Annotated in this window: 17 protein-coding genes; 10 read left to right on the forward strand and 7 right to left on the reverse strand. The window is 72.5% G+C overall.

Annotated elements, in window-relative coordinates; genetic code table 11:
• The first annotated feature begins 94 nt into the window (after window positions 1-94).
• A complete protein-coding gene (locus ACSMXR_RS19620; protein WP_473169533.1) occupies window positions 95-1300 on the forward strand; it encodes a cytochrome P450 in 1206 nt (401 codons plus the stop codon).
• Window positions 1301-1341: 41 nt separating this feature from the next.
• Here ACSMXR_RS19620 and ACSMXR_RS19625 read toward each other — a convergent pair whose 3' ends face one another.
• From ACSMXR_RS19625 to ACSMXR_RS19635, 3 genes are all read right to left on the reverse strand, one after another.
• Window positions 1342-1683 carry a hypothetical protein gene (locus ACSMXR_RS19625; protein ID WP_473169534.1) on the reverse strand — a complete coding sequence of 114 codons (342 nt, stop codon included), beginning with the start codon at window positions 1681-1683 and terminating at the stop codon, window positions 1342-1344.
• Between the two features lie 129 nt (window positions 1684-1812).
• Window positions 1813-3480: an ABC transporter permease gene (locus tag ACSMXR_RS19630; protein WP_473169535.1), complete on the reverse strand. Its 1668-nt coding sequence runs from the start codon at window positions 3478-3480 to the stop codon at window positions 1813-1815.
• Window positions 3480-4424: an ABC transporter ATP-binding protein gene (locus tag ACSMXR_RS19635; protein ID WP_473169536.1), complete on the reverse strand. Its 945-nt coding sequence runs from the start codon at window positions 4422-4424 to the stop codon at window positions 3480-3482. The genes ACSMXR_RS19630 and ACSMXR_RS19635 overlap by 1 nt, the downstream gene beginning before the upstream one ends.
• A gap of 62 nt (window positions 4425-4486) precedes the next feature.
• On the opposite strand from ACSMXR_RS19635, the gene ACSMXR_RS19640 reads away from it, so the two are divergent.
• Window positions 4487-5005: a GbsR/MarR family transcriptional regulator gene (locus ACSMXR_RS19640; RefSeq protein ID WP_137229885.1), complete on the forward strand. Its 519-nt coding sequence runs from the start codon at window positions 4487-4489 to the stop codon at window positions 5003-5005.
• A 64-nt stretch (window positions 5006-5069) separates the two neighbouring features.
• Here the strand turns inward: ACSMXR_RS19640 and ACSMXR_RS19645 are convergent, their stop codons facing one another.
• Window positions 5070-5345 (reverse strand): DUF1876 domain-containing protein, encoded by a 276-nt coding sequence (locus tag ACSMXR_RS19645; RefSeq protein WP_137229887.1) that lies wholly within the window; start codon window positions 5343-5345, stop codon window positions 5070-5072.
• Window positions 5346-5377: 32 nt separating this feature from the next.
• Window positions 5378-6259: a diacylglycerol kinase family protein gene (locus tag ACSMXR_RS19650; protein ID WP_473169537.1), complete on the reverse strand. Its 882-nt coding sequence runs from the start codon at window positions 6257-6259 to the stop codon at window positions 5378-5380.
• Between the two features lie 186 nt (window positions 6260-6445).
• Here ACSMXR_RS19650 and ACSMXR_RS19655 point away from each other — a divergent pair, with 186 nt between their 5' ends.
• From ACSMXR_RS19655 to ACSMXR_RS19675, 5 genes are all read left to right on the forward strand, one after another.
• Complete coding sequence (locus tag ACSMXR_RS19655; RefSeq protein WP_473169538.1) at window positions 6446-7729, forward strand: adenylosuccinate synthase; 1284 nt, start codon at window positions 6446-6448, stop codon at window positions 7727-7729.
• Between the two features lie 217 nt (window positions 7730-7946).
• A complete protein-coding gene (locus ACSMXR_RS19660; RefSeq protein ID WP_376187784.1) occupies window positions 7947-8804 on the forward strand; it encodes a glycoside hydrolase family 19 protein in 858 nt (285 codons plus the stop codon).
• Between the two features lie 328 nt (window positions 8805-9132).
• Window positions 9133-10020, forward strand: a complete 888-nt coding sequence (locus ACSMXR_RS19665; protein ID WP_193464635.1) for a glycoside hydrolase family 19 protein — start codon at window positions 9133-9135, stop codon at window positions 10018-10020.
• Window positions 10021-10224: 204 nt separating this feature from the next.
• On the forward strand, window positions 10225-10878 hold the full coding sequence (locus ACSMXR_RS19670; protein ID WP_473169539.1) for an RNA polymerase sigma factor: 654 nt from the start codon (window positions 10225-10227) through the stop codon (window positions 10876-10878).
• Window positions 10875-11906 (forward strand): CU044_5270 family protein, encoded by a 1032-nt coding sequence (locus tag ACSMXR_RS19675; protein WP_473169540.1) that lies wholly within the window; start codon window positions 10875-10877, stop codon window positions 11904-11906. Before ACSMXR_RS19670 ends, ACSMXR_RS19675 begins: the two co-directional genes overlap by 4 nt.
• A gap of 28 nt (window positions 11907-11934) precedes the next feature.
• Here the strand turns inward: ACSMXR_RS19675 and dnaN are convergent, their stop codons facing one another.
• Entirely contained in the window at window positions 11935-13050 is a 1116-nt protein-coding gene (gene dnaN / locus ACSMXR_RS19680; RefSeq protein ID WP_473169541.1) for a DNA polymerase III subunit beta, read from the reverse strand.
• Between the two features lie 398 nt (window positions 13051-13448).
• Between dnaN and ACSMXR_RS19685 the strand changes: the two genes are divergently transcribed.
• A complete protein-coding gene (locus ACSMXR_RS19685) occupies window positions 13449-14915 on the forward strand; it encodes a helix-turn-helix domain-containing protein (protein ID WP_473172409.1) in 1467 nt (488 codons plus the stop codon).
• Between the two features lie 294 nt (window positions 14916-15209).
• Here ACSMXR_RS19685 and ACSMXR_RS19690 read toward each other — a convergent pair whose 3' ends face one another.
• Complete coding sequence (locus ACSMXR_RS19690) at window positions 15210-15944, reverse strand: 4'-phosphopantetheinyl transferase family protein (RefSeq protein WP_381791306.1); 735 nt, start codon at window positions 15942-15944, stop codon at window positions 15210-15212.
• A gap of 445 nt (window positions 15945-16389) precedes the next feature.
• Here ACSMXR_RS19690 and ACSMXR_RS19695 point away from each other — a divergent pair, with 445 nt between their 5' ends.
• Complete coding sequence (locus ACSMXR_RS19695) at window positions 16390-17169, forward strand: helix-turn-helix transcriptional regulator (RefSeq protein WP_137229904.1); 780 nt, start codon at window positions 16390-16392, stop codon at window positions 17167-17169.
• A gap of 51 nt (window positions 17170-17220) precedes the next feature.
• Window positions 17221-18123, forward strand: coding sequence for a LuxR family transcriptional regulator (locus ACSMXR_RS19700; RefSeq protein ID WP_364890396.1), 903 nt, complete (start codon window positions 17221-17223; stop codon window positions 18121-18123).
• The last annotated feature ends 32 nt before the right edge of the window (window positions 18124-18155 follow it).

Raw genomic sequence — 18155 nt, forward strand, 5'->3', positions numbered from 1 at the left:
CGCCGGAGCTGTGCGGGGCCCTTCCGGTGAGCGCGGAACCCCGGAGCTGTGCCGGGGGCCTTGCGGCGAACGCGGGCGCGGGTAGCGTCGGATCATGCACGTGTCCTTCGATCCCTGGTCGCCCGCGTTCGTCGCCGATCCCTACCCCGCCTACACCGCGCTGCGCGCCACCGGCCGGGCGCACTGGTTCGAGCCGACGGGGCAGTGGCTGATCCCGCACCACTCCGACGTATCGGCCCTGCTGCGCGACCGGCGGCTCGGCCGGACGTATCTGCACCGCTTCAGCCACGAGGAGTTCGGCCGCACCCCGCCGCCCGCCGCGTACGAGCCGTTCACCACGCTCAACGGGCAGGGCATCCTCGATCTGGAGGCCCCCGACCATCCCCGGATCCGCCGGCTGATCTCCAAGGCGTTCACCCCGCGTACGGTCGAGAACCTGGCCCCGACCGTGCGGCGGCTGGCGGCCGAACTGGTCGACGCGTTCGTGGCGAAGGGCGGCGGGGACCTGCTGGCCGAGGTCGCGGAGCCGCTGCCGGTCGCGGTGATCGCGGAGATGCTGGGCGTCCCGGAGGCGGACCGGGGGCTGCTGCGGCCCTGGTCGGCTGCGATCTGCGGAATGTTCGAGCTGAACCCTTCGGAGGAGACGGCGGCCGCCGCCGTCCGCGCCTCCGTCGACTTCTCCGGGTATCTGCGCGGGCTGATCGCCGAGCGGCGCGCCGACCCCGGCGATGACCTGATCTCGGCGCTCATCGCCGCCCACGACGAGGGCGAGCGGCTGACCGAGCAGGAGATGATCTCCACCTGTGTGCTGCTGCTGAACGCGGGCCACGAGGCGACGGTGAACACCACCGTCAACGGCTGGCGGACTCTCTTCCACCACCCGGAGCAGCTGGCCGCCCTGCGCGCCGACCCCGCACTGCTGCCCACCGCGATCGAGGAACTCCTCCGCTACGACACCCCGTTGCAGATGTTCGAGCGCTGGGTACTGGACGACATCGAGATCGACGGCCAGGTGATCGGGCGGGGCGCGGAGGTGGCGCTGCTGTTCGGCTCGGCCAACCGGGACCCGGAGCGGTTCGCGCGCCCGGACGTCCTGGACCTGTCGCGTACGGACAACCCGCACATCACCTTCGGCGCGGGCATTCACTTCTGCCTGGGCGCCCCGCTGGCCCGGCTGGAGCTGGCCGCGTCCTTCGGGGAGCTGCTGCGGAAGGCGCCCGCGCTGCGGATGACGGCGGAGCCGGAGTGGCACCCGGGGTATGTGATCCGGGGGCTGAAGGAGTTGCGGGCGGAGGTGTAGGCGGGGGCGGTCAGCGGGAGCGGTCAGCAGGGGGTGGACGGTCAGCAGGGGGTGGAGCACTCCGGTCGCGGCGGGCCGGCCAGCGCGTCGACGGCGTAACCGATCGCGGCGAGCCCCGCGACGGCGGCGACCAGACCGAGCGCCCGCAGCCAGTGGCCGCGGACCGCGGCGAAGACGGCCAGCGCCGCGGCGATCCCGCCGATGACCATGAGGGGCAGGCCGTACCGGACCACGTCCCAGTTCGTGGCGCCCTCGAAGCCGTCGAGGAGACCGGCCTTGCCGTACGGGGTCCACAGCGCGATGCCCGCGAGGGCGCCGACGGCGGCGGTCAGGCAGCCGGCGGTGCCGGCGGCGGCTTCGCGCCGGGGGTTCTGGGTTTCCATGCCCGGGGGGGACGTGGCGGGGTGCGGGCGCGGTTCCGGTTCCGCTTCCGGGGGCGCTGCCCCCAGACCCCCGCTCCTCAAACGCCGGAGGGGCTGGAGATGCCGGAGGGGCCGGAGACGCGGCGAGGGTCACGTCAGTACGTCGCGGCGGTGTAGCGCTGCCAGGCCCGCTGTCGTCAGGGCGGCGGCGCACGCGGTCAGCAGGAGTGTGGGCGGCCAGGACATGGCGTGGCCCGGGAGCTTCGGGAGGTGGCTGAAGGGGGAGAGATTCATCGCGGACCGGGGCAGGTCCAGGGCCGGGCCGATCCAGCCGATGGCGAGGCAGAGGCCGGTCAGCCCCCAGGCCCCGGCCACCAGCTTCGGGGCAGCCCCGTACACCAGGACCGTGATTCCGCCCAGCAGCCAGACGGCGGGCAGCTGGACCAGGGTCGCGCCGATGATCTCGGCCGGGCGGTCCCCGTGGCCGAGGGCCAGGCCCAGGCCTCCCGCCGCCAGCAGGAGCACCGCCCCGCCGAACGCGACGACCAGGTGGCCGCCCGCCCAGCGGAGCCGGCCCACCGCGCCCGCGAGAACCGGCTCGGCCCGGCCCGCCGTCTCCTCGCCGTGGAGCCGGAGCACCGAGGCGACCACATACAGCGCGGCCACCATGCCCAGCAGCCCGGCCATCGCCGCCAGGAACGTGTCGGTGAGGGCGGCGGCCCCGCCCATCCGCTCGAAGATCTCCTGGGCCTTCGCGTTGTCCCCGACCAACTCGGCGGCCCCGTCCGCGAGTCCGCCGAAGACCACGCCGACCACGGCGAAGGAGAGGGTCCAGCCGATCAGGGTGGGGCGGTGCAGCCGCAGGGCCAGTCCGGATGCCGTGGAGATCCGTCCCGCGGGCGGCCCCGGCCGGCTCGGCAGGAAGCTCATCCCCACATCGCGCCGCGCGGTGAGGGCGTACGCGACGGCGGCCTGGATCAGGACCGCGGCGGTGAACAGCAGCAGCACCCACCACCGCTCGGAGGCGTAGGCGCGCAGATTCTCCGCCCAGCCGATGGGGGAGAGCCAGGTCAGCGGGGAGGACGCGTCGTCGGTGGCCGCGTCGCCCGCGGCCTTCAGGACGAACGCCGCCCCGAGCCCCGCCGCCGTCAGCCCCCTGACCAGCCGGGTGTTCTCGGTCAGCTGCGCGGCCACGGCGGCCGTGCAGGCGAACAGCACACCGGTCCCCGCGACCCCCAGCGCCAGGGCGACCGCTCCCGGGCCTCCGGCGCCCGCGCCCATCAGCCCGGCGGCTGTCACCACGGCGAGCGCGGCGTTGGCGAGCACCGCCGTCAGGAGCGCCGCGGACAGCGGGGCGAAGCGGCCCACCACGGCGGAGGAGAGCATCTCCTGACGGCCGCTCTCCTCCTCCTCGCGGGTGTGCCGGGCCACGATGAGCAGGCTCATCACGGCGGCCAGCGCCGCCCCGAAGCCGAGCATGCGCCAGGCGACGAGACCGCCGAGGCTGTCGCTGAACACCGGTCCGTACAGCGAGCGGAGCGAGCTGTTGCCGGTCATCGACGCGGCCAGCTCGGCGCGCCGGGCGGCGGTGTCGTACAGGGAGGCGAGGGAAGAGGCCACGGAGGCGAAGGAGCCGCCGAGGACCAGCACCCAGACCGGGATCATCAGGCGGTCCCGGCGCAGCGCGAGCCGCAGCAGGGTCCCGGTCCCGGTGAACCGCCCCCGGCCCCCGGCCCGGCCCACCGCGCCCCCGTCCGCCGGCCGGGCTGCTTCCGTGCCCGCCGCCCCGGCCGCTGCCGCGTCGTTCGCCGTGGTCATCACGCTCCGGCCTCCGCCCCGTCGGCCGGGGTCCGGTCGCCGTCGGGGGAGCCCTCGGCCCGGTCCGCCGTGTAGTGGCGGAGGAACAGCTGCTCCAGCGTGGGCGGGCTGCTGGTCAGGGAGCGCACCCCGGCGGCGGTGAGGGCGGTGAGGACGGCGTCCAGCAGATGCGTCTCGACCTGGAGGCGGATCCGCGTCCCCTGAAGGTCGACATCGTGCACCCCCGGGAGCCGGTCGAGTCCGACGGGGGGTTCCGCGAGCTCGGCGGTGATGCTCGTGCGGGTCAGATGACGCAGCTCGGCCAGTGAACCCGTCTCCACGGTCCGGCCCTGCCGGATGATGCTGACCCGGTCGCAGAGGGATTCGACCTCGCTGAGGATATGGCTGGAGAGCAGTACGGTCCGTCCCCGCCGCCGCTCCTCCTCGACACAGCTCTGGAAGACCTCCTCCATGAGGGGGTCCAGCCCGCTGGTCGGCTCGTCCAGGATCAGCAGATCCACGTCCGAGGCGAACGCGGCCACCAGCGCGACCTTCTGCCGGTTGCCCTTGGAGTACGTCCGGCCCTTCTTCGTGGGGTCGAGATCGAAACGCTCCAGCAGCTTCGCCCGGCGGGCCGTGTCCAGGCCGCCGCGCAGTCTGCCGTACAGGTCGATGACCTCCCCGCCGGACAGATTGCGCCACAGGGCCACGTCCCCGGGGACATACGCCACGCGGCGGTGCAGATCCACGGCGTCGTGCCACGGGTCCCCGCCGAGAAGGCGGGCCGTCCCGGCGTCGGCCCGCAGCAGGCCCAGCAGGACGCGGATGGTGGTCGACTTCCCCGACCCGTTGGGACCCAGGAAGCCGTGCACCTCTCCGGTCTCGACGGTGAGGTCGAGGCCGTCCAGAGCGTGGGTGCGCCCGAACGACTTGTGCAGCCCGGCCACCCTGATTGCCTTCTCCATGATTCTGAACATACGCTACTTTCACAAATGTGTGAAGTTAAGGAAGCGTATAAAATCAAGCCATGCGTACCGACAACCAGCCGGGCCCCCCGAACTCCGAGGCCGTCTCCCGCTTCGTGGAGCGGTTCGCCGCCGACATGACGGAGGCGGGCATGCAGCGCATGGCCTCCCGCGTCTTCGCCGCGCTCCTCGTCGACGACGACGCCGCGATGACCTCGGCGGAGCTGGCGCTCGCCCTGCAGATCAGCCCGGCCGCCGTCTCCGGCGCGGTCAGCTACCTCACCCAGGTCAGCATGGTGAGCCGGGAGCGCGAGCCGGGCTCCCGGCGCGACCGCTACCGCCTGCAGAACGAGATCTGGTACACCACGTTCGCCCAGCGGGACCGGGTCCTGACCCGCTGGGAGGAGACCCTCAAGGAAGGCGCCCGCACCCTGGGCGAGGACACCCCGGCCGGGGCCCGGCTGGCCGAGACGGCCGCGTTCTTCGAGTTCGTCCAGGACGAGCTGGTGGGCATGATGGACCGCTGGAAGGCGCACCGCGCGACGCTGACCTTCCCTTCGCCCGACGCCTCGAAGGACTGACGCGGTCGACGTCGGACGTCCGGGCGGTCGACGTCCGGACCGGTGGTCGACGTCCGGCCGGTGGTCAAGGAGCCAGCGGGTACGACCGTCGGCCCGATGCCTCGTCGATCTCGTCGTGGGCCTTGGTCAGCAGTTTCATCGCCAGTTCGTTCAGCGCCCTGGCCCCCGCGATCTCCTCGCCGACCCGCTGCTGGTCGGTGTCCGAGGGGTGGCGGCTGGCGTAGCCGTGGGCGCGTACCTCTGTTCCGTCGGAGAGGCGGACGAGCGCCGCCGCGCGGGTGCGGTGGGTGTCCTCCTCGAATTCGAGGTCGATGTGCCATCCGACAGCGATCCTGGTCATGACGAACACCTCCGGGACGTTCCGGGCGTCTCCTACCAGCGTGCGCCCGCTGTCGCCTCCGCGCTCGCCGGGTCCGGCAGCATCAGCCCCCAGGCGCCCGCCCGGACCGTCCAGGTCCGGGTGCGCACCGGGCCCCCGGTCTGTATGTCGGCCCGGTAGCGGAAGTCCGCGCCGGAGACGGTGACGGCCTTGGCCTCCGCCGTCACCTCCTCGCCCGACGCGGTGCGGACGACGACGTCGGCCAGGCCGCCGCCGCCCTGCGAGGTCACCGAGATGCCCCGGACCGGCGTGTCCAGGTCGCTCAGCAGCACCCCGTCCGCCTCGATGCGCAGGCGGTGGGCGCCCGGGTGCGTGGCGGCGGCGACCGGGGCCGGGCGGACCAGGGACGTCATCAGCGAGCGGCAGGTGTCCCAGACGGCCGTGACGCCCGAGGGCGGGCCGCCCGGGCCGGGCGGCGGGGCCGGGGCGGGGATGCGCAGGCGGCCGAGGACCACGCCGTCGCTGTCGTCGACCAGGAGGTCCAGCCGCCGTACCGCACCGTCCAGCGCGGTCCGGGCGGCCGCCACCGCGCCCCGGGGGACGCCGAGGGCGTGGGCCACCTCCAGGGCGTGCGCCGCGCCGACGGGGATCAGGGAGAGGACGCCGTCGGCCAGCTCCCGTTCGCGGTGCAGCTGGGCCACCGCGCGCAGCAGCGCATGATCGTCGCCGACCACCACGGGCCGCCGCGCACCCCGCCGGGACAGGGCCCGGGCGAACTCCTCGGGGGTGTCCGGAAGGCAGATCTTGGCGTGCGAGCCGGCGCTCAGCACGTCCCTGGCGATGCGCACGGACTCGCCGTCGGTCCGGCGGGCGACCGGGTCGATGACCACCAGGAGCTGGTCGTCGCCGTCGCCGGGGGGCTCTGCAGCCGACACCTCGGTCCTTCCTCGGGTAGCATCTTGGTGCAAGAGCCCCTTGCGCTATTGCGCCAGGGGCTTCGTCTATTCCGGGGCACCCGGTTCGACGGCTCAGGCTTTGCCGTACATCGTCGTGCGGCAGGTACGACCTTTACGTACGCCCCCTGACCTTGGACATGCCCCGCCCGGAAGGGGTGTACGCCTGTGCCCGCACTTGTGCTGCTCGGTGCTCAGTGGGGTGACGAGGGCAAGGGGAAGGCCACCGACCTCCTCGGTGGATCCGTGGACTATGTCGTGCGATACCAAGGCGGTAACAACGCCGGTCACACGGTCGTCGTGGGCGACCAGAAGTACGCACTGCATCTCCTCCCCTCCGGAATCCTGTCGCCGGGCTGTACCCCGGTCATCGGGAACGGTGTCGTGGTCGACCCGGCGGTCCTGCTCTCCGAGCTGAGCGGTCTGAACGAGCGAGGCGTCGACACGTCCAAGCTTCTGATCAGCGGCAACGCTCATTTGATCACTCCGTACAACGTCACGCTCGACAAGGTGACCGAGCGCTTCCTGGGGAAGCGCAAGATCGGCACGACGGGCCGGGGCATCGGTCCGACGTACGCCGACAAGATCAACCGGGTGGGGATCCGCGTCCAGGACCTCTACGACGAGTCGATCCTGGAGCAGAAGGTGGAGGCGGCCCTGGAGCAGAAGAACCAGCTCCTGGCCAAGGTCTTCAACCGCCGGGCCATCGAGGCCGGCAAGGTCGTCGAGGACATGCTCCAGTACGCGGAGCAGATCAAGCCGTTCGTCGCCGACACGACCCTGATCCTGAACGATGCCATCGACGAGGGCAAGGTCGTGCTCTTCGAGGGCGGCCAGGGCACCCTGCTCGACGTCGACCACGGCACGTATCCCTTCGTCACCTCGTCGAACCCGACGGCGGGCGGTGCCTGCACCGGCGCCGGTGTCGGCCCGACGAAGATCAGCCGCGTCATCGGCATCCTCAAGGCCTATACGACGCGGGTCGGCGCCGGTCCGTTCCCGACCGAGCTGCACGACGAGGACGGCGAGGCGCTGCGGCGCATCGGCGGCGAGCGCGGTGTCACCACCGGCCGTGACCGCCGCTGCGGCTGGTTCGACGCCCCGATCGCGCGGTACGCGACCCGGGTCAACGGCCTGACCGACTTCTTCCTCACCAAGCTCGACGTGCTCACCGGCTGGGAGCAGATCCCGGTCTGCGTGGCGTACGAGATCGACGGCAAGCGCGTCGAGGAACTCCCGTACAACCAGACCGACTTCCACCACGCGAAGCCGATCTACGAGAACCTCCCGGGCTGGTCCGAGGACATCACCAAGGCCAAGACCTTCTCCGACCTGCCGAAGAACGCGCAGGCGTACGTGAAGGCCCTGGAGGAGATGTCGGGCGCACCGATCTCCGCGATCGGCGTCGGCCCCGGCCGGACCGAGACGATCGAGATCAACTCGTTCCTGTAGGCGGTGCTCTGCCGGTGGGGCCCGGGGTCGCAACGACCCCGGGCCCCACGGCTTTTCCCGGCCGGTCCAGACCTTGACAGGTCCAGACCAATGCGGTTTGGCTGGTGATCCCCATGTCGGCCCGCCGGGGCGCTCGGGCGCTCGGTGGACCGCGTCGAAGGAGTGAGCAGCCCTGTTCCGCATCGACCGCACCGATCGCCTCGCGAGGCTCCTGACCGTGCCCGCCACGCTCGCCGTCCTCGCCGCCGCCCTCGTCACGGCGGCCCCCGCCGCCTCCGCCTCGGCCCCCGCCGCCGAGCCCTGCGCGCCGCTCCACAGCGCGACGGCCGACTACCGCGCCGGGGACACCGTCTCCCACCACGGCCGCAACTGGAGCGCCAAGTGGTGGACGCGCGGCGAGAATCCGGGCGCGGGCTCCGCCTGGGCGGACCGGGGCGCCTGTACGGGAGGGGTGTCCGACTTCGTCATCGGCGAGGCGGAGTTCGACGCGATCTTCCCGGACCGCGACCCCTTCTACACGTACCAGGGCCTGATCGACGCGCTGCACGCCTACCCGCACTTCGCCAACGTCGGTACGCCGCAGACCCGGGCCCGGGAGGCGGCGGCGTTCCTGACGCACGCGGACTTCGAGTCGGTGGGGCTGAAGTACGTCAAGGAGATCAACGAGGCCAACTACTGGCGCAAGTGCGACGACACCCAGCCCTTCGGCTGCCCGGCGGGCCGTGAGGCGTACTACGGGCGCGGCCCGATCATGTTCAGCTGGAACTTCAACTACAAGGCCGCCGGGGACGCCCTCGGGCTCGATCTGCTGAACGACCCGTGGCTGGTCGAGCGGGATCCGTCCGTCGCCTGGGCCACCGCCCTCTGGTACTGGAACACCCAGAACGGCCCCGGCACCATGACCTCGCACGAGGCGATGGTCGGCGGCGCGGGCTTCGGCGAGACGATCCGCTCGCTCAACGGCGCCCTGGAGTGCGACGGCGGCAACCCGGAGTCGGTGGCCGCGCGGGTGGAGCGGTACGAGCGCATCACGGGCATCGTCGGGGTGGCGCCGGGGTCCGGGCTCACCTGCTGAAGCGGAACCGGAACCCGGCGGACCGACGGCGGCGAGCGCGTCCGCCGGGTGGCCGGAACCGTCCGCATGCTGGGCGGGCCGGAAGATTTTACCTTCGGCCGCACCCCTGTTCGCGGGAGATCCGGATGGACTCCCTCCGGAATAGGGGCTGTTGAGAGCGCTCTTGACGCGAACGCTCCGGGCCGGTCCGGCCGGGTCCGGTGCAACCTGCGCCTTTTTCGAGGATGGTCTAGACCTTGACAGGTCCAGACCATCCTCGCTTGAGTGTCGGGCACCCCCACGGCGGCGCACGGCCGGACGTCGCGCCGCGTCTAAGGAGTGTGATCACGTGATTCGACGTGTCATGGCCCTGCTGGTCGCGCTCGGCGCGATCGTCGCGGCGCTCGTCGTCCTCCCCGCCGCCACCGCGCAGGCCGCCACCTGTGCCACGGCCTGGAACTCCTCCGCGGTCTACACCGGAGGCGGCACCGCCTCCTACAACGGCCGCAACTACACCGCCAAGTGGTGGACCCAGAACGAGACGCCGGGCAGCTCCGACGTCTGGGCCGACAACGGCGCCTGCGGCACCGGCGGCGGTGAGGACCCGGGCCAGAGCAACGGCTTCGTCGTCAGCGAGGCCCAGTTCAACCAGATGTTCCCGAACCGGAACGCCTTCTACACCTACCAGGGTCTGACCGACGCCCTGAGCGCCTACCCGGCCTTCGCCAACACCGGAAGCGACGAGATCAAGAAGCGGGAGGCCGCGGCCTTCCTCGCCAACGTCAGCCACGAGACCGGCGGGCTGGTGTACATCAAGGAAGTCAACGAGGCGAACTACCCGCACTACTGCGACGCGAGCCAGCCCTACGGCTGCCCGGCCGGCCAGTCCGCGTACTACGGCAAGGGCCCCATCCAGCTGAGCTGGAACTTCAACTACAAGGCGGCCGGTGACGCGCTGGGCATCGACCTGCTGAACAACCCGTACCTCGTGGAGCAGAACTCCGCCATCGCCTGGAAGACCGGCCTCTGGTACTGGAACACCCAGAGCGGCCCCGGCACGATGACCGGCCACAACGCCATCGTCAACAACGCCGGCTTCGGCGAGACCATCCGCTCCATCAATGGTTCGATCGAGTGCAACGGCGGCAACCCGGCCCAGGTCCAGAGCCGGATCGACAAGTTCACGCAGTTCACCCAGGTGCTCGGCACCACCACCGGCTCGAACCTGAGCTGCTGACCCCGGCCCGAGAGGGCAGCTGAAGACCCCACCCGAGCGGGGGGTGCGTCCGGCGAGAGCCGGAGCGCACCCCCCGTTTCGGCGTCCGGGTCCCGGTCGGCAGGATGACCGGGACCGGCCGGACGTCCGGAACCCGCCCGCCCCGACCGCCCCTTGTGACGCGGACCACGGGAACCGGCCCGCGGGCGCGGAGAGGTACGGGGCGTGGAACACAACGAAGTACGGGAGCGGATCCGGGCCGGTGACCGGGAGGCCTTCGCGGACCTCTACGACCGGTACGCGGCGGCCGTCCACCGCCATGCCGCCCGATTGACCGGGGACCTCTCGGCCGCCGAGGACGTGATGTCGGAGACCTTCCTCGCCGCCTGGCGCACCCGCGACCAGGTCCGTGCCGAGGGCGGGCCGCTGGGGCCCTGGCTGCTGGGCATCGCCACCAACAAGGCGCGCAACCACCGGCGTGGAGTCGGCCGCCGGCTCGCCTTCCTGGCCCGGCAGCCGAAGCCCGAGGAGACCGCCGACTTCGCCGAGGCGTCCGCCGAACGGCTGGACCACCGGCGGGAACTCGCGGCCGTACGCGCGGTCCTCGACCGGCTCCGGGGGCCCGAGCGGGAGGTGCTCGCGCTCCACGTCTGGGCCGGGCTCGACTACGCGCAGACGGCGGACGCCCTGGGCGTGCCCGTGGGCACCGTACGCTCCCGGCTCTCCCGGGCCCGGAAGCGGCTGCGCGCGCTGGCGGACGAACGGCTCGCGCAGGAGGCACGGGAGGCGCAGGGGACGCGGGAACCCGGCCGGGGCCGCGGAGAGGTAGGAGGCAGGGCGGCGTTCGTCGCCCTGCCGAGCGAGAGGGGATCGCGATGACGGGCACCGACGACGGCCGCGAAGCGTACGCGGCCGAGCGCGCCGAACTGGCGCGGCTGCTGCCGCCGGCCCCCGGGACCGACCTTCCGCCGGGCCGTCACGAGTACCACAGGGAACGCCTGATGAACCTGATCGACGACGACACCGCCCGCGCCCGCGAGCGAGCCGACCGCCCCGCCCGGTCACGCCTGCTGCGCCCCTCCTTCCTGGCGCCCGCCACCGCGCTGGCCGTGGCCGGGGCGCTGGTCCTGGGCTACGCGGCACAGAGCGGCGGCCCGGCGGGCACGGGCTCCACGGGGGACACCCGATCGGTGTCCCAGGTGCTCCTGCGCATCTCGGACGCGGCGGGGAAGGGCGAGGCCCTGCCGGTCCGGGACGACCAGTTCGTCTACACACGCGGCACGGGCCGGGACGTCGACCTGACGAGCGGCAAGCTGGTCGTCGGACCGCTGCAGGAGTCGGAGTCCTGGTTCTCGCAGAAGCCCGGCCCGCAGAAGAAGCTCGGCCTGAGCCGCGTGGGCGGGGAGACCCTGCCGATCAACGCCGAACTGGGCGACAGCGAGGGCACCCGGCCGGGCCTCTTCCGGCCCACCTACCGCTGGCTGTCCACCCTGCCGACCGATCCGCGGGCCCTGTTGGACTATCTCTCCGAGATCACCCCGACGTTCGAGGGGGACGACCCCGACCAGGCCGTCTTCGAGGCGATCGGGGGCCTGATCGGTGACACGCTCCTGCCGCCCGGCACCGCCGCCGCGCTCTACAAGGCGGCCGCGCTCATCCCCGGCGTCACCCAGGCCCCCGACGCGGTGGACGCGCTGGGCCGCAAGGGCGTGGGCATCGCCCGCGAGGACGCCCGGTCGGCGGAGCGCACGGAGTGGGTCTTCGACCCGGACGGGCTGTCCTTCCTCGGCCGGCGCAGCTATCTGACGAAGGACACGGAGTACGGGAAGAAGGGCGACCTGCTCGGTGACAGCGCGGTGATCGAGACGGCGGTGGTCGACACGGCGGGTGTCCGGCCGCGTAACTGACGCCTGAGCGGGGCCGGTCCGGGCGCGCTCACGCCAGCTGGGGCTTCACCGACATCAGCAGGTGGCGGTGGGCGTCCGTGCCCGCCTCGTCCGTGATCATCGCGCGCTGGCCGGCCCCCAGCAGCAGGAGCCGCAGCGCGGGATCCGTGAACGAGGCCAAGGCGTCGGCCAGATAGCCGGGGTTGAAGGCCACCGTCAGCTCCTCGGCCCCCTCCAGGTCGGCCGGCAGCCGCTGGGAGGCCACATCGTCCTCGTAACCCGCCCGGAGCAGGACCGAGGCGTCGGCGCGGGAGAAGGTCATCTGCACCGGGCTGTCCCCGTCGGCGACGACGGAGACCCGCTTGACGGCCTCCGTCAGCCGGGCCCGGTCCACCACCGCGACCGCCGGGTCCGTCATCGTGAACAGCTTCTCGTGGCGCGGCAGTCGGCCCTCCAGGAGGCGCACGGTGGTCCGCGTCCCGGCGTGCTCGAAGCCCGCCGAACCGGCGTCCAGGGCGACGCTCACCAGCCCGGACCGGCCCAGCGAGCGGGCGATCTCGGTGAGGCGGCGGGCGGAGACGATGACGTCGGCGCTCTCGCCGGGGGCGGTCGCCTTCCACGGGAGGGTGCGTACGGCGAAGCGGTAGCGGTCGGTCGCGGCGAGCGTCATCGTGTCGCCGTCCAGGGCCAGCCGGATTCCGGTGAGCGCGGGCAGGGTGTCGTCGCGACCGGCGGCCACCGCCACATCGGCCACGGCCGACGCGAACAGCTCCGCGTCCACCGAGCCCCGGACCTGCGGCAGCGCGGGCAGTGCCGGGTAGTCGTCCAGGGGCAGCACGGAGAGGCCGAACCGGGCGCCGTCGCCCGCGACCGTGAACCGCGAGCCCTCCACCGCGCACTCCACGGGGCCCTCGGGCAGCACCTTGCAGATGTCCAGCAGCCGCCGCCCCATGACGAGCACCCGCCCGGGCCGCACGACCTCGGCGTCCACGTCGATACGCGCGGACGCCTCGTAGTCCAGCCCGGAGATCCGCAGCCGCCCGCCCTCGCCCGCCGCGTCCAGCAGCAGGCCGCCCAGCACCGGGACGGGTGACCGTACGGGCAGCACACGGGCGGCCCAGGCCACGGCCTCGGTCAGGGCACTGCGTTCGATACGGAACTCCATGGGGGCGCCTTTCCTCGGACGTCGGGAGCCGGAGGCCGGAAAGGGGAAACCGACTTCCGCGTACGACGTTAGGAGGCACCACTGACAATCGGGGCCGGCGGGCGGGCCCGGGCGGCGGTGCGCCGGCCGGGAACCGGCGACAGCGACCACCCCCGTGAGCCGCTGCCGCCGCGCCCCCGAGCGTTCCGGCCTTCCCCCGTCTCCCCCGACGTGCCGGAACACGTTCGGACGATAGAACGGCGGGTAGGGAACCGGGAGATTCAATACGCCCAGTGGGGCGGCCACGGGGGTATCGGTCCGCACAGTCGGGCCGGGTGGTCCACCCGTACCGCGGCTGTGTCCTGGGCTGGAACGGGGGACGGATGCGAGCACAGGAGCGTGCGGACGATCTGCTGCGGATGCACCGGCTGGCCCGCTCCGGCGGAACGGCCGAGCTGCTGCGCTGGCTGGCCGGGCGGGCCGAGGGCTGGGCCGGGCTCGTCGGGCCGGACGGGACGGTGCTGCACGCGGCGGCCCGGACGGAGCGGGTGGTGGTGCCCGATGTCGCGGGGCTCGTCGCCGAGGGCGCGAACGCCCTCACGGAGCGCGGGGCCCGGGCGTACTCGCTGGACACCGGTGCGCACACGGCCCTGTTGTTCCCGCTGAGCGCCGACGACCGTGCCGCGCCGGTGCTCGTCGTCGTCGCGCCCCGGCCCGTGGCCGCCGGGCTCGCCACGCTGCTGGCCGACGTGGTCCTGCCGCTGGCCCTGTGCCTCCAGGCCGAGACGCTGGAGCGCAAACGCCGCCGGGTGGACCTCGCCGAGTCCCGCGGCCGTGAGGCGGTGCTGCATCTGCTGATGACGGGCCAGCTCTCCATCGCCCAGCAGGTCGCCGGTGCGCTGCGGCCCCGGCTTCCCGATCCGGTACGGGTATGTGTCGTGGAGTGCTCCGGCGGCGGGCGCGACGAGGTGGCCCGGGTCTGTGCGGAGGCGGACGGCGGCCGGTCCTGGATCGTGCGGTGCCCGGTCTACGCCCGCCATCTCATCCTCGTGATGCCCGCCGAGGCGATGGAGCCGGACGCCGTCGCGACCGACGAGGCCGTCGCCGCCCGGGTCGGCGACTGCGTGGTGGGCGTCAGCGAACCCGTGCCGCTGGCTGACACCGCCACCGGCTACCGCCAGGCCTTCCACGCCCTGGCCGTCGCCCGTGAACTGCCCGCCCGGCACGCCCGGTTCGGGGTCTCGCCGGATCCCGCGCTGGTCGTCGGACCGGCCGGCCGGCAGTGGGCGGACGAGCTGCTGACCCCGTTGCTGACCCATGTGCCGCGCCGCACCCAGGACCCCGGGAGCCAGGAGCTGGCGGCCACGGCCGCGTCCTGGCTGGCGTTCTCGTCGCACGCGACCGACCACCTCAAGGTCCACCGCAACACCCTCGCCGCCCGGCTGAGGCTCATCGGCGAACTGCTCGGCCTCGACCTGCACCGGCTGTCCGACCAGGCCGCGCTGGACCTGGCGCTGCGCGTCCGCGCCACCCCCGCCCCGGCGTGCACCCCCGAGCCCGCCCCGTACGCCACCGGCGGATCCGGTCCGCGAGAGCCGGCGCGGGGCCTCGACGCCGTTCTGCGCCGCCCTGCCGTACGGGACTGGGCGGACCGGCAACTGGCCCCCGTACTCGGCTCCGAGGAGACCCTGCGGACCTGGCTGCGCTGCGAGGGCCGCCTCGGGCCCGCGGCCGCCGAGCTGGGCATCAGCGTGCCCGGCGCCCGCAAGCGCCTCACCCGGCTCGAAACGGTCCTCCAGCGTTCGCTGCTCCGGCCTCCGAGCGCCCGCTACGACCTGTGGCTGGCGCTGCGCGCCCATGACCTGGCGGCGGCGGAGGCGCGGTAGACGTACCTGCAGGCGGACCGGCGGGTCGTCCAGGTCTCTTCGGCCGGGGTCCGGCGAGGTATTTCCGCTATTCCCTCTTCGCCGTGTTCCGGATTTCTCCGGAGAATCCGACGCAGGTTACCGACCGGTTGGGTCTTTTCTCGCACGGTTGACCGCACCGTATTTAACTGCGTGTCCAATGGGCGGCCGATGGGCGGACAATCGCTCGCCCGGGCGGCAGTTCACGGGCAGGCGGATGAACGCGGTATTGCGCGGAGGGGAACCGTACGGGCGCGAAAGGGCTCGGGAAATTTGCTAATGCACTCCGGGACGCTGGGAAACGGTTACGCGAGCGGAGACGCCGTAGGGCACCGCCGCGGTTGCAACCCATGGTCCCGGGACGGTCACATCGTGCACGGACCAGTCGCGCGCGGTGCCCGGCGGGCCGGCCGTGACCGTGACCGGACCTCGGCGTTCCGGGTGCGTCTCGATGCGGGACAGGTCCGTCGCGATACCGGTTCCGAGCGCCTTGAGCGCGGCTTCCTTCCGTGTCCAGCAGCGGAGGAAGGCGCGGTCGCGGGCCGCTCCGGCCGGCAGGCCGAGCAGCTGCCGATGCTCGCCGGCCGTGAGGGCGACGCGTGCCAACTCATCGATGTTCAACGGTCGTTCGGCCTCGATGTCGACGCCGACCGGAACCTGGGCGACGGCCAGCAGGCAGCGGCCCGACGCGTGCGAGAGGCTGATCCGGAACGGGCTTCGCGGATGCAGCACCGCCGGCGGTCCGTGGTCCGCGGCTCCGCATCCGGGGCACGGCAGCCGGCCCAGGGCGACGGCGTCCGGCGCGACCCCGAGAAGCTCCGCCAGGATGCGGCGGGCACCGGCTCGACTGCCGACGAACTCGGCTGCCTGGGAAGGGTGTTGGATGCGATCCAGCCTTTCGCGCTCGCTCGGGCCGAGTACGGCGAGATCGGCCGAATCGGTGCTGTTCCCGGCGAGTTGCCACCAGTGGACGGCCACATCGGTGGCTGCGGGGGCCTGGAGTGCGGTCACGGGAAGAGCGTAGGACGGGCTCTGAGGTTGACGGCTACGGCTGTCCTCTATGGGACAGGCGTGACTTCGCTGCGTGACCGTCCGGTCACATACGGAAGAGTAAGTGGAGTGTGAGTGGTGCGAATGTGCGTCAGGGGTGCAGCTTCCTGACATCTACGGGCTCGCGGGAGGTGCGGAACGTGGTGGTGGAGGAGGTTGCTGAGCCTATTCATGAAGCGGAAAGGACCGCCGTTGACGGGTTCACGTTCGCGACCTAATCTCTGGGTGAGCCGCAAAGATTGGCGTGTAAGTGCCTATGAGGTCCCGCCAATTGGTTCTCAATTCAACTGCGCATGGTCGATGACACCCCGGCGATATCTGATGCACGTCATCGGTTCCCGGAGTGATCGCCACTGGGTAACGGGGGAGTGGAATGGGTTCGGGGGTGGCGAGTGTGCGTGGGGAAGTGCATCGACCGGAGGACAGGCAACGCACCGATTCCGTCGAGCGGGCGCTCCTGGAGGCACGCGCGCTGATCGAGTCCTCGGTGTCGATGCACCGCAGCCGGCCCGGACGCACGTCGCTGCTGGTGCGCGCGGACGACGGCTCGGTCGTCGACGCGGTGAAACGCCTGATGGCAGGCGCGCGGTACTCGGCCCACCTGGCGGTGACGAGCAACCGCAAGCACTCGGCCGTGGTGTGTTCCTCGGTCGCGGACTCGATGGCCGGCGCGCCGCGCACGGCACGCGAGGGCCGGGGCAGGCTGGCCGTCCGGCTGCTCGCGTCCGGCGGCGCGCTCGAACTGAACCCGGAGTGCCGCCAGTCGTTCGCCGACACGTATCTCGAAGTGCGCATGACCAAGGGTGAGCTGCGCGAGGCGCTGATCGTCGACGGGCGCACGGCGCTGGTCCAGTCGGGCAACGGCTCGGCCGGCCGGCACGCCGCGATCATCACCGACCCGGCGGCGGTCGGCGCGCTCGACCTGCTCTTCGCCGGAGCCTGGGCCAACGCACGGCCCGTCGCCGACGAACTGCGGCTGGACCGCAGTCTGCGCAGCGCGCTGACCCGGCGGATCCTGGAACAGCTCCGCGCGGGGCGCACCGACGACGTGGCGGCACGGGAGATCGACGTCTCGCTGCGTACGTACCGGCGGCATGTCGCCGACATCATGCGCGAACTCGGGGCGAACTCCCGGTTCCAGGCCGGAGCACGCGCGGTCGAGCTGGGTCTGCTGGAGCGGTGCTGAGCCGTCGGCTCGGGCGGTGGCACCGGCAGAGAGACATCGGGGGGCGACAGGATGACCAGGACGACATCTGCGAGAGGGCCCGAGGATCCGGGCGAGGGCGGCCGCGGACCGAACGCGGGCAAGGAACCGCTCAGACCCGCGGAGAGCGCCGGGCGGGACGCGCAGGACGGACCGGCCGCCGGCCAGGACGCCATCGAGCGCGCTCTGCTGGAGGTCCGGGCCATGATCGAGACGACCGTGGAGCAGCACCGCGACCGGGTCTCCTGGGACCAGCTGATCACCGCGCTCGACGGCCGAAAACCCGAAGTGCTCGGCGAAGCACACAAGTTGGTGCTCCAGGCCGCCACCAGCATCGATGTGGTGCTGGCCGCGGGACCGAGCTGCGGAGCCGAGGCCAAGGCGGCGCTCGGCGATCTGGTCCGCCTGGTGCCGGACACCGTACGGCTGCGGCTGCTCTGCTCACCGGCCATGATCGACGAGGACTTCGTACGCCGCCAGCGTGAGCGGGAGGCGCCGGTCGAGGTCAGAGTGGCGCGCGTGCCCCCCTTACAGGCGATGATCGTCGACGATTCCGTGGCGCTGGTCTCCGCCGAGTCCCCGACCGGCCGCCGCGCGTCGCTCATCCGCGTACCCGACGTCATCCGCACGCTCTGCACGCTCTACGACGGCGTCTGGGGCAACGCGGTGACGGCCGACGGGCGCATCACCTTCGGCGACCACTCCCGGTCCGATCTCGCGCGGCAGATACTGGCCGCGCTGCGCGCCGGCATCACCGACGAGGTCGCCGCCCGCGAACTGACCGTCTCGGTGCGCACCTACCGGCGCTACGTGGCGGAGATCATGACCCTGCTCGACGCCAGCTCCCGCTTCCAGGCCGGAGTGCGGGCCGCCGAACTCGGCCTGCTCGGCGCGGTGAACCCGCAGCAGACCCCGCAGCCCCGTGCCGAGGACTGAGCGGCCGGCGCCCGCGCGGCGGTCCTGGCAGC

The sequence above is a fragment of the Streptomyces sp. DSM 106670 genome, assembly GCF_055792845.1.

Coding starts and splice junctions, on each gene's coding strand:
- ACSMXR_RS19620 (WP_473169533.1), top strand. CDS start 95: ATGCACGTGTCCTTCGATCCCTGGTCGCCCGCGTTCGTCGCCGATCCC.
- ACSMXR_RS19625 (WP_473169534.1), bottom strand. CDS start 1,683: ATGGAAACCCAGAACCCCCGGCGCGAAGCCGCCGCCGGCACCGCCGGC.
- ACSMXR_RS19630 (WP_473169535.1), bottom strand. CDS start 3,480: ATGACCACGGCGAACGACGCGGCAGCGGCCGGGGCGGCGGGCACGGAA.
- ACSMXR_RS19635 (WP_473169536.1), bottom strand. CDS start 4,424: ATGGAGAAGGCAATCAGGGTGGCCGGGCTGCACAAGTCGTTCGGGCGC.
- ACSMXR_RS19640 (WP_137229885.1), top strand. CDS start 4,487: ATGCGTACCGACAACCAGCCGGGCCCCCCGAACTCCGAGGCCGTCTCC.
- ACSMXR_RS19645 (WP_137229887.1), bottom strand. CDS start 5,345: ATGACCAGGATCGCTGTCGGATGGCACATCGACCTCGAATTCGAGGAG.
- ACSMXR_RS19675 (WP_473169540.1), top strand. CDS start 10,875: ATGACGGGCACCGACGACGGCCGCGAAGCGTACGCGGCCGAGCGCGCC.
- dnaN (WP_473169541.1), bottom strand. CDS start 13,050: ATGGAGTTCCGTATCGAACGCAGTGCCCTGACCGAGGCCGTGGCCTGG.
- ACSMXR_RS19685 (WP_473172409.1), top strand. CDS start 13,449: ATGCACCGGCTGGCCCGCTCCGGCGGAACGGCCGAGCTGCTGCGCTGG.
- ACSMXR_RS19700 (WP_364890396.1), top strand. CDS start 17,221: ATGACCAGGACGACATCTGCGAGAGGGCCCGAGGATCCGGGCGAGGGC.